Source organism: Amycolatopsis sp. cg5 (genome assembly GCF_041346955.1).
Taxonomy (GTDB): domain Bacteria; phylum Actinomycetota; class Actinomycetes; order Mycobacteriales; family Pseudonocardiaceae; genus Amycolatopsis.
Genome location: NZ_CP166849.1, coordinates 8786176 through 8799889 on the forward strand (window position 1 = coordinate 8786176; position 13714 = coordinate 8799889).

The following is a 13714-nucleotide window of genomic DNA, read 5'->3' on the forward strand; positions in this document are numbered from 1 at the left end:
GCCGAGTAACAGCGGCATTCGCCCCGGCTTTTTTCGTACTTAGGATAGGCATTCTTGAATGAGGATTGCCTGCCTTTACCGGGAATGTGAACGTTCGCCGGTCGGCGCATTCCGTGTTTCACTTATCACGTGACCGAAACAGTCGACGCCAAGCACGAGCACGAGCCGCACGAGAACATCGGCGGCAAGCTGAACTGGTTGCGTGCCGGGGTTCTCGGCGCCAACGACGGCATCGTGTCGGTGGCGGGCATCGTGGTCGGCGTCGCGGGCGCGACCACCGACAGCACCACCATTCTCACCGCCGGAATCGCCGGCCTGGTCGCCGGCGCGCTTTCCATGGCGGGTGGCGAGTACGTCTCGGTCAGCACGCAGCGCGATACCGAACGCGCATTGCTGCGCAAGGAGAAAATCGAACTCAAGACGATGCCGGAAGCCGAAGAACGGGAACTGGCGGAGATCTACGAGGACAAAGGTCTCTCGTCGGAGGTGGCCGCCCAGGTCGCGCGTGAGCTGACCGAGAAGGACGCGCTCCAGGCGCACGCCGAAGCGGAGCTGGGCATCGATCCCGGCAACCTGACCAGCCCGTGGCAGGCGGCTTGGGCGTCCTTGGTGGCGTTCACGGTCGGCGCGCTGCTGCCGCTCATCGCGATCGCGCTGCCGCCGCTGTCCTGGCGGGTCTGGGCCTGTGCGGCCGCGGTCGTCGTCGGCCTCGCGCTGACCGGGTTGATCAGCGCGAGGCTCGGCGACGCCGATGTGCGCAGGGCGATCATCCGCAACGTCGGCGTAGGTGCGCTGACGATGCTCGTGACCTACTACGTCGGGGTGATCTTCGGGACCACTGTCGGTTAATGGACGCCCGACATCATCTTGCGGATGGCCGGGGTGAGCACGACCAGCAGCACGCCGAGGGCGATCGCCACGCCACCGGAGATGCCGAAGTACGCGGTCTCGTTCGCCGCCGAGTAGAACTTCGCCAGCGAACCGGAAAGCGCGGTGCCCAGCGAGATCGAGAGGAAGTTCAGCGCGACCATCTGCGTGCGGAACGCCTCGGGAGCGAGCTTGGTCGACAGCGAGAGCCCGACCGGGGACAGCATCAGCTCGGCGATCGTGATGATGAACAGGATGCCGACCATCGCCAGCAGCGGGGTGCTGTTCGGGCCGCCGCCGGTGAGCGGCAGGAACGACAGGAAGCCGAGGCCGACCAGCCCGACGCCGAGCGCGAACTTGATCGGCGAGGACGGCTGCCGCGAGTTCAGCTTGACCCAGATCAGCGCGACGATCGGCGCGAAGATCAGGATGAACACCGAGTTGATCGAGTTGACCCACGAAACGGGCATGACCCAGCCGAACAGGTTCCGGTCGAGCCGTTCGTCGGTGTAGATCGAGATCACCGTGAACTGCTGCTGGAACAGCGCGAAGAACGCCGCGCTGGCGACGAACATCGGCACGAACGAGAACACCCGCGTGCGTTCGAGCGCGCTGATCTTCTTGCTGGTCAGGATCAGCGCGAAGTACGCCACCGAGGCGACGATGACGATGCCGACCGTGACGTTGGACAGGTTCTCCGCGGTGACCAGCCCGGTCAGCACGGCGATGACGATGACCACCACGAGCGCCACGCCGACGCCCAGCGCCAGCGTCCGCTGCGAACTCGGCAGCGGGTTGGGCACCTCGCTGGCCTTGGCGCCGAGGTTCTTGCGGCCGAGCCAGTACTGGGTGAGCCCGGCGGCCATGCCGATCGCGGCGAGCCCGAAGCCGACGTGGAAGCCGATCTCCTTCTGCACGAGCCCGGTGATCAGCGGCCCGGCGAACCCGCCGAGGTTGACGCCCATGTAGAAGATGGTGAAGCCGGCGTCGCGGCGCTCGTCGTTCTCGCCGTAGAGCGTGCCGACGATCGTCGTCGCGTTCGCCTTCAACCCGCCACTGCCGAGCGCGACGCACACCAGGCCGACGCCGATGCCGACCATGCCGGGCAGCACCGCGAGCGCGATGTGGCCGATCATGATCAGGATGGCGCTGTAGAACAGCGTGCGCTCGGAGCCGAGCAGCCGGTCGGCGATCCACGCGCCGACGATGGCCGAGAGGTAGACCAGCCCACCGTAGGCGCCGACGATGCTGACAGCGGTGGTCTTCGGCAGCGCCAAGCCACCTTCGGCGACCTGGTAGTAGAGGTAGATCGGCAGGATGCCGAGCATCCCGTAGAAGGAGAAGCGTTCCCACATCTCCACGCCGAACAGGTTCGCCAGCCCTCGTGGGTGCCCGAAGAACCTGCGGTCCAGTTCGACCTCGGTAGAGGTATTCACTTGCTCGTCCGTCCTCAGCAATCAGACATCGTTGTCAGTTGGCATGGTAGGGGCACTCTTGGGCAGGCACTACCGTCCGGTCAACGGGAGGCTCGCGTTAAAATCAAGTCAAGGTGCGCCGGGAAGTCTGGTCGGCAACAGTGATCGTCGACCCCTGGAGCCGCGCCCGTGACCTCATCAGCCAAGGATTTCGCCCGCTACCTGCGCACCGAGACGACCGGCGGATTGATCTTGCTCGCCGCCACCGCACTCGCCCTGCTGTGGGCGAATTCGCCTTGGGGTGATCTCTATCGCACCTTCCGCGACACCGAGCTCGGCCCGAGCCTGCTGCACCTGAACCTCACTTTGGGTGAATGGGCGCAGGACGGGCTGCTCGCGTTGTTCTTCTTCGTCGCCGGGCTGGAGCTCAAGCGCGAACTCGTGGTCGGCGAGCTGTCGAAGTTCAAGCAGGCCGTACTGCCGGTGCTCGCCGCGCTCGGCGGCATGATCGTGCCCGCGGTGCTCGCGGTCTCGATCGCCTGGGGACACCCGGACGTGGGCAAGGCCTGGGCGATTCCGGTCGCCACGGACATCGCGTTCGCGCTCGGCGTGCTCGCGCTGACCGCGTCCAACCTGCCGAGCAGCGCCAGGGTCTTCCTGCTGTCACTTGCCGTCGTCGACGACCTGGGCGCGATCATCGTCATTGCGGTGCTGTTCACCACGAAGTTCGACCTCGTCGCCGCCGGGATCGCGGTCGCGGCGCTCGTGCTCTACGCGTATCTGCAGCACAAGCGGGTGCGGACGGCTTGGCTGTACGTGCCGCTCGCGCTGGTCACCTGGGTCGCGGTGCACTCGTCGGGCATCCACGCGACGATCGCCGGCGTCGCGCTCGGCCTGCTGACGCGGGTCCGCGCCGACGAGGGCGAGGCCGAGGCGCCCGCGCTCCGGCTCGAGCACCGGCTGCAGCCGTGGTCGGCGGCCGTCGCGGTGCCGGTGTTCGCGTTGTTCGCGGCGGGGATCAAGGTCAACGGCTCGTCGCTCGGCGAGGTGTTCACGACCGCGCTGCCGCTGGCGGTGATGATCGGTCTCGTCGTCGGGAAGTTCGTCGGGATCCTCGGCGCGAGCATGCTGGCGGTCCGGTTGAAGATCGCCGAGAAGCCACGTGACGTCGGCTGGCGCGACCTCGCAGCTCTGGCGTTGCTCGGCGGCGTCGGCTTCACGGTGAGCCTGCTGATCGCCGAGCTGGCTTTGCCTGTCGAGACGGCGGAACTCGCGAAGACGGCCGTGCTGATCGCCTCCGGTGTCGCCTCACTCGGCGCCGCCGCGTTGCTGCTGCGCCGCAATCGCGCGCACGCGCAAGACATTTCTTGACATGAAACGGTCCCTTCGGGTCAGCGGCTGACCTCTTCGGGACAGCAATCGCCCCAGCACTGGACGCACTATGTCCTGGAACACACACTCGGTGCCAGCGCGCGCTTTCTCCCTCCCTGCTGATTTCAAGGAGAAAAGTGATGGCTCATAGAGCTTTCCTCATGCTGGGCGCGGCACTGTTGACCATGTCTTCGCTGTCCGGGGTCGCGGCGGCGCAGGAACTTTCACCCGGGCTGGCCGACGCGATGCAGCGTGATCTCGGCCTGACCGCACACCAGGCGCGGGCCCGCCTCGCACAGGAGTCGGCGGCGATCCGGACGCTGCCCGCCGCCGAGCAGGCGGCGGGCGCCGCGTTCGGCGGCGCCTGGTTCGACCCGGCGAGCGGCAAGCTCGTCGTGGGCCTCACCGACGGGGGCGACGCCGAAGCCGTGCGGGCGACCGGCGCGGACATCGCGACGTCGAAGGTCAGCGCGGCCACTTTGGACACCGCCAAAGCCAAGATCGACACGCTCAAGGCGCCGGCGGGGATCAGCAGCTGGCGCAGCGACCCGAGGGCCGGCTCGGTCGTGATCACCGTCAACAACCGCGACGCCGCGGCCGAGAACTTCATCGCGACCGCGAAGCAGGCCGGCCCGGTCACGGTCGTCCAAGGCGAGGCGCCGCGGACGTTCTCGGCGGGCACCGTCGGCGGCGACCCGTACTACATCAACGGCAACACCCGCTGCTCCATCGGTTTCTCGGTGCGCGGCGGCTTCGTCAGCGCGGGGCACTGCGGCGGCACCGGCAGCTCGACCGTCGGCTGGGACGGCTCGTACATGGGCAACTTCGCGGGCTCGTCGTTCCCCGGAAACGACTACTCGTTCATCCGGATCACCAACGGCTGGTGGCCTGCGCCGGTCGTGCTCGGCTGGGGCACGGTGTCCGACGCGCTCGTGCGCGGCTCGTGGGTCGCGCCGGTCGGCACCTCGGTCTGCCGGTCCGGTTCGACGACGCACTGGCACTGCGGCGCGGTGCGCGGGCTGAACGAGACGGTGAACTACAGCCAGGGCGCCGTCTACCAGATGACCAAGACGAGCGTGTGCGCCGAGCCGGGCGACTCCGGCGGCTCGTTCATCACCGGTGACCAGGCACAAGGCGTCACCTCGGGCGGCTGGGGCAACTGCTCCGGTGGCGGCGAGACCTGGTTCCAGCCGGTCAACGAGATCCTGCAGACCTACGGGCTGGCACTCGTGACGGCGTGATCCCCGGCCGTCGTGTCCGGTGCCCGGCGCCGGACACGACGGTCACAATCCGCTCCCGGCGAGCCACGGAAACTCGCACGTGGCACGATGACCACCGTGAGCAGCCAGGAACAGCAACTCAACGTGCCGTACCTCCCGCTGTCGAAGGATGAGGACACGGCGGCCGGCGGTCAGTCGATCGGCAAACTGGTCAGCGACGCGACACAGCACGTGTCGACGCTGGTCCGCGCCGAGGTCGAACTCGCCAAGACCGAGGTCGTGCGTGAGGCCAAGAAGGCCGTCAAGGGCGCGGTCTTCTTCATCATCGCGCTGGCGGTGCTGCTGTACAGCTCGTTCTTCTTCTTTTTCTTCCTCGGCGAGCTGCTCTCGGAGTGGCTGCAGCGCTGGGCCGCGTACGGCATCGTGTTCCTGCTGATGCTCGTCGTCGCCGGGCTCTTCGGCTGGCTGGGCTACCTCAAGGTCCGCAAGATCAGGGCACCGGAGCGCACGCTGGCCAGCGTCAAGGAGACGGCCGCGGCGCTGAAGCCGCAGCACGCCGAAGACGAACCCGCCGCCTGACCCGCCAGGTGTCGGCACCGGACCCGTCCAGCGTCCGGCTCGACGGACCCTGGACGCATCGCGACGTCTCGGCGAACGGCATCCGCCTGCACGTGGCGGAGGTCGGTGCCGGGCCCGCCGTGCTGTTGCTGCACGGCTTCGGCGAGTTCTGGTGGACCTGGCATCACCAGCTGACCGCGCTGGCCGAAGCGGGTTACCGCGCCATCGCCGTCGACCTTCGTGGCTACGGCGACTCCGACAAACCCCCGCGCGGCTACGACGCGTGGACGCTCGCCGGTGACGTCGCCGGTTTGATCAGGGCTTTGGGCGTGCGGCGCGCGCATCTCGTCGGGCACGCGTGGGGCGGCATGCTCGCGCTGACCGCGGCCGCGCTGCATCCCCGCGTCGCGTCGTCGGTGAGCCTGCTCGGCGCCGCGCATCCGCTGGCGCTGAAGTCGTCCGTCACCGGAACGCTGCTGCACCGCAGGCGCACCAACCAGGCGCGCGCGGTCGCGCACCTGTTCCGCTTCCAGATCCCGATGTCCCCCGAACGCGGCCTCGTCCGCGACGACGCGCTCGCCGTCGAGACGCTCATGCGCGCCTGGTCCGGTCCGGAGTGGACGGAGACGGCCGATTTCGCCGACACGGCGGCCAAGTTCCGGCAGGCGATGCTCGTGCCCGGCGTCGCGCACAGCGCGCTCGAGTACTACCGCTGGGCGTTCCGCGCGCAGTTCCGCGGCGAGGGCAAGCGGTTCGCCGACGCCGTCGGCACCCGCATCGCGGCGCCCGTGCTCCAGATCCACGGCTCGGCCGACCGCTGCGTCCTGCCCGAGACCGCCTACGCGTCAACACCCTGGTTCGGCCCGCACACGGCCTTGCGGCCCTGGGACGGCATCGGCCACTTCCCGCACCTGGAAGCCCCGGCCCGCACCAGCGACGCGCTCCTGGACTTCCTCAAAGCCCCGGGATAAAGCGGGCTTTACTCCCGGGGATAAAGCCCGCTAAACATCGCGGAGTAAAGCCCGCTTTATCCCGGGTTGCTAGGCCGCGCAGGAGCCGGTGCTGACCTGGGCCAGCTGGGACGGCGCCGCCTCGACCTCCGCGCGGACCTGGTTCGCGGTCAGCGTGAAGCCGGTGTCGGGGTCCTCGACGGCCGCGCCGAACACGACCCCGATGACCCGGCCCTGCGGGTCGATCATCGGCCCGCCGGAGTTGCCGCTGCGGATGCCGGCGCGCACGGTGAACACGTCGCGCTGCACGGTGTTGGCCTCGTAGATGTCCGGTCCGCGCAGGTTGATCCGGCCGCGCACGCGCGCGGGCGTCGCGGTGTACGGGCCGTCGAGCGGGTAGCCGAGCACGATCGCGCTGTCGCCGTTCTTCGCCTGGTCCGGCGCGAGCGGCAGCGCGGGCGCGGCGAACCGGGGCGTCGACAGGACCGCGATGTCGACCTCCGGGTTGAAGTAGACGACCTTCGCCGGGAACTTGCCCTTGGTGGTCTCGATCCAGGTCTCGTCGGTGCCCGCGACCACGTGCGCGTTGGTCATCACGCGGTTCGGCGCGATGACGAACCCGCTGCCCTCCAGCGCGCGCGAGCACGACGGCGCGTTGCCGCGGATCTTGACCACGCTCTGGTGCACGTCCTGCACCACGGCGCTGGCCTGCAGCGCGGGGTCAGGCGGCTCGGTGTCCGGGGTCTCGGTGCGCTGGAACGGGTCCACAATGGACGGGAAGCCGGACGCGTCGAGCAGCTTGCGCAGCTGGCTCGGGAAGCCCTGCGCCGCCGATGGCATCACGTCGTTGACGCCGCCGAGCACGGCGGAGCCGTTGATCGCCTTGGCCAGACCGGGCAGCCCGGAGACGGTGGTCAGCGGGGTCGCGATCAGCCACGCGATCACGAACACGACCGCGGCCTGCACGATCGCGCCGAGCGACTTGTCCAAACCGGACAGTTTCTCGGGGTTGATCTTCTGCCGCAGCCGCCGCCCGGCCCACACGCCGAGCGTCTCGCCGAGCGCGACCAGGAAGACCACGGTGGCCACCGCGAACGCGACCTTCGCCGCCGGGTGCGTGAACAGCTCCACGACCAGCGGGGCGAGCTTGATCCCCGCGATCGCGCCGAGTATCACGCCCAGCAGCGACGGCAAGGCGATGATCACGCCTTGGAATGCGCCGGATACGGCCGCCAGCACCGCCAGCAGCAGAACCACCACATCAACCCAGTTCAACGCGGGTAACTCCTAGGACTTCGGGGTGAACAAAGCTACGTCAAGGTCGCGGACGTCGGTGCGGTCCCATTCCCGCTCCCAGCCTGCCAACGAGAGCAGCACCGACAGCAGACCGGCGGTGAAACCCCACACGAACAGTCCGCCGACGTCGAACGCCGGGCCCTTCCAGCCGCCGCCCGGCCTGCGCACCTGGTAGCGGTTGGCCGGGTCGACGAGGTCGGCGATCGGGATCCTGGCCACCGCCGCGGTCTCCGCCGGGTCGACGGCGTGCACCGGGGACGGAGTCTCCCAGTAGGCCAGCACGGGCGTGACGGCGAACCCGGACACGGGCACGAACAGCTCGGGCAGTATCGCGACCGGGCGCACACCCGACGGCAGCACGCCGGTCTCCTCTTCGGCCTCGCGCAGCGCGGTGCCGACGGGTCCGTCGTCGCCTTCGTCGACACCGCCGCCGGGGAACGCGACCTGGCCCGCGTGCGAGCCGAGCGTGTCCGCGCGGCGCAGCAGCAGCACGTCGGGGCCGTTCACGCCCTCGCCGAACAGGATCAGCACGGCGGCGGCGCGCGCGTACTCGTCGTTGGGCACGGTGAACCGGGTGAACGTCTTCTGGTCGAGCTCACCGCTGATCTTGACCAGCGGCCGCAGCCATTCCGGCACCGAATCGGCGTCGACGAGCGGTCCCACCTCGGTCATCGGACCCCTTCCACCGCTCCACGTACCTGGTCAGTGTTGTCGAAGACCCGTGGGGTCTCGATGAACCGGACCTCGCCACCCGAGGTGATCAGGTACGAGGCCGGCAGCGACGGCGGCGTCTTCAACGCCTTGCGCACCCGGGAGTCGCCGTCGAACACCGACGGAAGGTGGACGCCCAAGGCGGCGAAAAGTTCCAGCCCGTCCGAAGCCTTGCTCTCGACCTGCACGCCGAGCACGCGCACCGCGCCCGGCTCCGCCGCGTACTTGTCGAGCACCGGCAGCTCGGTCTTGCAGGGCTCACACCAGGTCGCCCACAGGTTGACCAGCGTCGGTTTGCCGCCGAGCGCGGCGCCGAGGTCGACCTTCGCGCCGTCGCCGAGGCACTCGACGCTCACCCCGCGCAGCTGCGGCACTTCGCCGCCCGCGGCGGGGCAAGCGGCCAGCGCGGCCTTCGCGCGCGCGGCCGTCAGGTCTTCGGAACTCACGGACGAGCCGTTGTCACGCGGCAGCAGTGCGACGATCAGCGCCACCGCCAGTACGGCGACGCCGATCGCCCACTTGGTGACCGCGGTCAAGACTGCGTCACCATCGCCAGCAGGTGGTCGCGCTCCGGCCCCTTGACCAGCTTCGCGGCCTCCTCGAAGCCGGTCGGCCCTGCCCCGAACGAGGGACACATCTTCGCGAGCGGGCAGGCGCCGCAGGCGGGCTTGCGGGCATGGCAGACGCGGCGGCCGTGGAAGATCGTCCGGTGCGACAGCATGGTCCACTCCTTGCGGGGGATCAGCTCGCCGACCGCGTGCTCGACCTTGACCGGGTCCTCCAGGTCGGTCCAGCCCCAGCGGCGGACCAGCCGTCCGAAGTGGGTGTCGACGGTGATCCCCGGCACACCGAATGCGTCACCTAGCACCACATTCGCCGTTTTCCGACCGACACCGGGCAACGTGACCAGGTCCTTGAGCTTGCCGGGCACCTCGCCGTCGAAGCGCTCGACCAGCGCCGCGCCCAGTCCCATCACCGAGTTCGCCTTGGCGCGGTAGAAACCGGTCGAGCGCAGGTACTCCTCCAGCTCGGTCCGGTCGGCGCCCGCGTAGTCGGCGGCGCTGCGGTAGCGCGCGAAGAGTGCGGGAGTCACCATGTTGACCCGCACATCGGTGGTCTGCGCCGAGAGCACGACCGCCACCAGCAGTTCGAGCGGTGTCGTGAAATCCAGCTCACAATGCGCGTCCGGATATGCGTCGTCGAGGCAACGCTTGATACGACGTGCGCGTCTTACCAAAGCCAGCCGAGATTCACCGTCTACGGAAAGAGCCTTCCGGGGGGCGTTATTCGCGGCTGGTGGCACCCCGATAGCCTACGGGCGCCTTCGGACGAGCCGGTGGGAGCCTTACACCGGTCGACGGCCGACACGCCACAACGACGTCGGGTGGCGCATAGATCAGGCCGCTTTGAGCGAGGATCTGGAGTCGATGACAGTCTGGTTCGTAATACTCGTGCCGCTGGTGATCATGTTCTTCGCGCTGTTCATGGAGCGCGTGGAGAGCCGCCTGCGCCATGTCGCGGTGCAGGAAAACGAAGTCGAGGAGTTCCTGGAGCAGGCCCAGCCCAACGAGGTCAAGGCGCTGTACGGACACGGAATCGGCCGCGCGCTGGAGCTGTTCCGGCTGCGCAGGCTCGGCGGACGGGCGGCCAAGCTGCGCACCCGTCGCGCGCGGGACTAGGCTCTCCCGACGGGCGAGATCATCTAGTCCGGCGCCGGCAACCCCGGCGCGCCGACGGGCGGTCTCGCACGCACGCCCTAGACTGCAGAAAAGTGATCGGCGACACGCTCCCGGTGATCGGGAACGCAAGTCGCTTCTCGACGAGGAGGCACCGAGGTGGACGAAACCCTGGCCCGCGCGGGCATCTTCCAGGGTGTTGAGCCGGCAGCGGCGGAGGCGCTGGCTCAGACCTTGGAGCATGTCGAATTCCCGCGTGGACACGTGATCTTCAACGAGGGTGAGCCCGGCGACCGGCTGTACATCATCCAGTCCGGCAAGGTGAAGATCGGGCGCAAGTCGCCGGACGGCCGCGAGAACCTCTTGGGGATCTTCGGGCCGTCGGACATGTTCGGTGAACTGTCCATTTTCGACCCCGGACCTCGTACTTCGAGCGCCACCACGGTGACCGAGGTGCGCGCGGTGACGATGGACCGGCCCGCGCTGCGGCAGTGGATCTCCACCCGCCCCGAGATCGCCGAGCAGTTACTGCGCGTGGTCGCTCGCAGGCTGCGCCGGACCAACAACATGGTCGCCGAGCTGATCTTCACCGACGTGCCGGGCCGTGTCGCCCGCGCGCTGCTCACCCTGGCCCAGCGCTTCGGCAGCCAGGAAGCCGGCCTGCTCCGGGTCACCCACGACCTGACCCAGGAAGAGATCGCCCAGTACGTCGGCGCCTCGCGCGAGACCGTCAACAAGGCGCTCGCCGACTTCGCGCACCGCGGCTGGCTGCGGCTCGAAGGCAAGAGTGTGCTGATCCTCGACCCGGAGCGGCTCGCCCGCCGGGCCAGGTAGCTTCAGACGCAGAACGAAGGGCCGGGCGCCACCCCCGACGTGGCGCACCGGCCCTTCGCTGTGCGCGGACCATCCCCCGACGCTCCGCGCTCCCCGCCCTCCGGACCTAAGGCCCCGACCCGTGTGCCGGAGGGAGTTTGTGTGTTGTCGTACAACCATCGCATGGCCCCTACCCAAGAATTCAAGGCCATTCACTCTCAAGGACGCCCGCGGATGCGGTTTGTTGCGCAAGTTCACCCAGAATCAGCGTGACGTTATGAAACCGAGATGAACCAGCTCGGTGAGACCTGCAACACAGTGTCCAACGATCGGGTCAGAGGTTTCATTCCCTCGGTTATCCGCTTGTTACCGAAGTCGGAGACACCCCGCGTGAGCTGCGCGAACAGGGTGACGCACCTGACCATCAAATAACTGGTACCGGCGTACCACAGTGGTGCATACTGGTACGCATGTCCCACTCCGCGTCCGAATCCCGTGCCACCCTCGCCGACTACCGCACCGCGCTGACCGCCCCCGGTTCGCGTGGTCCTGTCATCGCGTCGCTGCTGGCGCGCCTGCCGATCGCCATGGTCGGCATCTCGGCGCTGCTCTACGTGCAGCGCGAGACGGGTTCGTTCGCGACGGCCGGGCTGATCTCGGCGGCCATGCTGATCGGTGTCGCGCTCGGCGCGGTGCTGCAGGGCAGGCTGATCGACCGGTTCGGCCCGACGAAACCACTGCTCATCACGGTGGCCGTGTTCTCGGTTGGCATCGCGGCGCTCGTCTTCGCCATCGAATCGCGGATGCCGACCTGGGTACTCCTCGTGCCTGCGGCGATCGCCGGTATGGCCGAGCCGAGCGTCGGCTCCGCGTCACGAGCGCTGTGGACGCGGCTGCTGCCGCCGGGACCAGCGCGCAACGCGGCGTTCTCGTACGAGGCCATCAGCATGGAGGTCTTCTTCGTGCTCGGACCGGGTTTCGCCGGTCTGCTCGTCGCCGCGCCGTGGGCGGGCACCGGCATGATCATCGGCTCCGGCATCCAGGTGCTCGGCACGATCCTGTTCGCGCTGAGCCCCAAGGTCCGCAGCTGGAAGTCGGCTGAGAAGACCTCGCGCAGCATGCTCGGCGCGCTCGCCAGCCCCGGCATGCGCACGCTCGCGCTGGCAGTGCTGGGCTTCGGCATCGTGATCGGCTTCGTCGAGGTCGCGGTCCCGGCGTCGGCGACGAACGCCGGCTTCCCCGCCATGGGTGGCCTGCTGCTTTCGGCCTGGTCTATCAGCTCGGTCGCGTTCGGTGTCGCGTACAGCATGCGGCCCTGGCCGACCCCGATCGGTCAGCGCCTGCCGGTGCTGCTCGGTGTGTTCGCCGTGCTGGTCGCGCTGCTCGCGCTGCCGTCGAACCTGTGGACGCTGGCGCTCGGCATGCTCTTCGCCGGCGCGCTGATCACCCCGCAGTCGGCGACGCACTCGACGATGATCGAGGTCGTCGCGCCGAAGGGCACCGCGGCCGAGGCGTTCGGCTGGGTGCTGACCGCGGTGACGCTGGGCCTGGCGTTCGGCCAGTCGATCAGCGGCTACCTGGTCGAGCACCACGGTCCCGGCTCGGCGTTCATCGCGGCCGGTGTCGCGGGCCTGCTGGTCGCGGTCGCGCTGTGGAAGTTGCGTGGCACGGTCCGGCCGTTCGGGCCGCAGGCCGAGGCTTCGGACACCGAACTTGTCGGTGCTGCCGCCTAACTTGGCGGTATGGATCTCACAGCGACCTGCCGGACGCTTTCCGAAGCCGCCTCCGCGGCGGCTCGGCTGCTGCCGGTGAAGTACGGCAACGCGGCGCTCTCCGGAGTGCTGCTCGAAGCCGGTGCGGCCGGGCTGACGCTCTCTGGCAACGACCACGAGCGCGCGGCCCGGCTGCACTGCGCGGCCACCGTGCACACCGACGGCGCCGCGCTCGTCCCCGCCGCGGCCTTGGCGGAGACATTGCGCATGCTCGACGCGCCCCAAGTCCGCCTGGTGGTCGAGGGCTCGCGGCTGGCCGTGCGCGTCCCGGGCGCCCGGTTCGCGTTGCCGCTGCTGGATCGCGATCTTCATCCCGGCGCCGTGGCTCCGCCGGAGAAGGTCGCGGAGGTCGACGGCGCGCTGCTCGCGCGGGCGCTGCGCTCGGTCGCGGGCACGGCGTCGCGCGACGAGACGCTGCCCGTGTTCACCGGAGTGCGCATGCGGCTGGTGGGCGACCGGCTCGAACTGGTCGCCTCCGACCGCTACCGGATGGCGATCGCGTCCATGCCGGTCGTTTCCGGCTACTCGGAGCTGGACGCGCTGGTCCCGGCGACCCTGCTGACCGAACTCGGCAAGCAGGCGAGCGGCCCGATCGGACTGCACGCCGACCGCAACCGCTTCGCGCTGAGCTGGTCGGGCAATGTCGCGAGCACCGCCGTGCTCGACGGCGGTTTCCTGTCGGCGGAAGCCATTCCGACCGGTCAGGTGGACACGGCGCTCGAACTGAACGCGGAGGCACTGGCCGCGGCCGTGCGCCGGGTCAGCTTCTTCGCCGACGGCTTGCGCGCGCTGACCTTGGAGGTCGGCGACAACCAGGTCAGGCTGGCCAGCACCCGCGATCAGACCGGCGAGGCCGAGGAGTTCGTGAAGGCGGACGTGTCCGGCGGCCGGACGTCACCGTCGTTCCAAGCCAAGTACCTGCTCGACGCCTTGCAGCCGTTCGCGGACCGCGACATCCGGCTCGAATTCCAGCCGGGCAAACGCGCGACGGTGCTCCGTGAAGTCACCCCAGGGGAGGTCGAGCTGAAGTACCTGCTGATGCCGATCGTCGCCCGCTGAGCCTCA

Annotated in this window: 14 protein-coding genes; 9 read left to right on the forward strand and 5 right to left on the reverse strand. The window is 69.0% G+C overall.

Features of this window, described 5'->3' with window-relative positions:
• The first annotated feature begins 129 nt into the window (after window positions 1–129).
• A complete protein-coding gene (locus AB5J62_RS39875) occupies window positions 130–849 on the forward strand; it encodes a VIT family protein (protein ID WP_370945208.1) in 720 nt (239 codons plus the stop codon).
• Here AB5J62_RS39875 and AB5J62_RS39880 read toward each other — a convergent pair.
• The gene (locus AB5J62_RS39880) at window positions 846–2303 is read right to left on the reverse strand and encodes a peptide MFS transporter (RefSeq protein ID WP_370945209.1); all 1458 of its coding nucleotides are present in this window, start codon (window positions 2301–2303) and stop codon (window positions 846–848) included. The genes AB5J62_RS39875 and AB5J62_RS39880 overlap by 4 nt on opposite strands.
• 168 nt (window positions 2304–2471) lie before the next feature.
• Here AB5J62_RS39880 and nhaA point away from each other — a divergent pair, with 168 nt between their 5' ends.
• From nhaA to AB5J62_RS39900, 4 genes are all read left to right on the forward strand, one after another.
• Window positions 2472–3653: a Na+/H+ antiporter NhaA gene (nhaA, locus tag AB5J62_RS39885; RefSeq protein WP_370945210.1), complete on the forward strand. Its 1182-nt coding sequence runs from the start codon at window positions 2472–2474 to the stop codon at window positions 3651–3653.
• Between the two features lie 140 nt (window positions 3654–3793).
• Window positions 3794–4894, forward strand: a complete 1101-nt coding sequence (locus AB5J62_RS39890; protein WP_370945211.1) for a S1 family peptidase — start codon at window positions 3794–3796, stop codon at window positions 4892–4894.
• A gap of 87 nt (window positions 4895–4981) precedes the next feature.
• Window positions 4982–5452 (forward strand): phage holin family protein, encoded by a 471-nt coding sequence (locus AB5J62_RS39895; RefSeq protein WP_370945212.1) that lies wholly within the window; start codon window positions 4982–4984, stop codon window positions 5450–5452.
• A gap of 8 nt (window positions 5453–5460) precedes the next feature.
• Entirely contained in the window at window positions 5461–6402 is a 942-nt protein-coding gene (locus AB5J62_RS39900; RefSeq protein WP_370945213.1) for an alpha/beta fold hydrolase, read from the forward strand.
• 69 nt (window positions 6403–6471) lie between these two features.
• Here AB5J62_RS39900 and AB5J62_RS39905 read toward each other — a convergent pair whose 3' ends face one another.
• The 4 genes from AB5J62_RS39905 to nth are packed head-to-tail and all read right to left on the reverse strand — an operon-like array spanning window position 6472 to window position 9691.
• A complete protein-coding gene (locus tag AB5J62_RS39905; protein WP_370945214.1) occupies window positions 6472–7656 on the reverse strand; it encodes a MarP family serine protease in 1185 nt (394 codons plus the stop codon).
• A 12-nt stretch (window positions 7657–7668) separates the two neighbouring features.
• Window positions 7669–8349, reverse strand: a complete 681-nt coding sequence (locus AB5J62_RS39910; protein ID WP_370945215.1) for a CoA pyrophosphatase — start codon at window positions 8347–8349, stop codon at window positions 7669–7671.
• Entirely contained in the window at window positions 8346–8924 is a 579-nt protein-coding gene (locus AB5J62_RS39915; RefSeq protein ID WP_370945216.1) for a TlpA family protein disulfide reductase, read from the reverse strand. The genes AB5J62_RS39910 and AB5J62_RS39915 overlap by 4 nt, the downstream gene beginning before the upstream one ends.
• Window positions 8921–9691: an endonuclease III gene (gene nth, locus AB5J62_RS39920; RefSeq protein ID WP_370945217.1), complete on the reverse strand. Its 771-nt coding sequence runs from the start codon at window positions 9689–9691 to the stop codon at window positions 8921–8923. Before nth ends, AB5J62_RS39915 begins: the two co-directional genes overlap by 4 nt.
• 124 nt (window positions 9692–9815) lie before the next feature.
• On the opposite strand from nth, the gene AB5J62_RS39925 reads away from it, so the two are divergent.
• The 4 genes from AB5J62_RS39925 (at window position 9816) to dnaN (ending at window position 13708) form a co-directional block, all read left to right on the forward strand.
• The gene (locus AB5J62_RS39925) at window positions 9816–10067 is read left to right on the forward strand and encodes a hypothetical protein (protein ID WP_091288321.1); all 252 of its coding nucleotides are present in this window, start codon (window positions 9816–9818) and stop codon (window positions 10065–10067) included.
• Window positions 10068–10223: 156 nt separating this feature from the next.
• Window positions 10224–10898: a Crp/Fnr family transcriptional regulator gene (locus AB5J62_RS39930; protein WP_091288322.1), complete on the forward strand. Its 675-nt coding sequence runs from the start codon at window positions 10224–10226 to the stop codon at window positions 10896–10898.
• A 449-nt stretch (window positions 10899–11347) separates the two neighbouring features.
• On the forward strand, window positions 11348–12610 hold the full coding sequence (locus AB5J62_RS39935) for an MFS transporter (protein ID WP_370945218.1): 1263 nt from the start codon (window positions 11348–11350) through the stop codon (window positions 12608–12610).
• A gap of 9 nt (window positions 12611–12619) precedes the next feature.
• On the forward strand, window positions 12620–13708 hold the full coding sequence (gene dnaN, locus AB5J62_RS39940) for a DNA polymerase III subunit beta (RefSeq protein WP_370945219.1): 1089 nt from the start codon (window positions 12620–12622) through the stop codon (window positions 13706–13708).
• Window positions 13709–13714 lie beyond the last annotated feature (6 nt).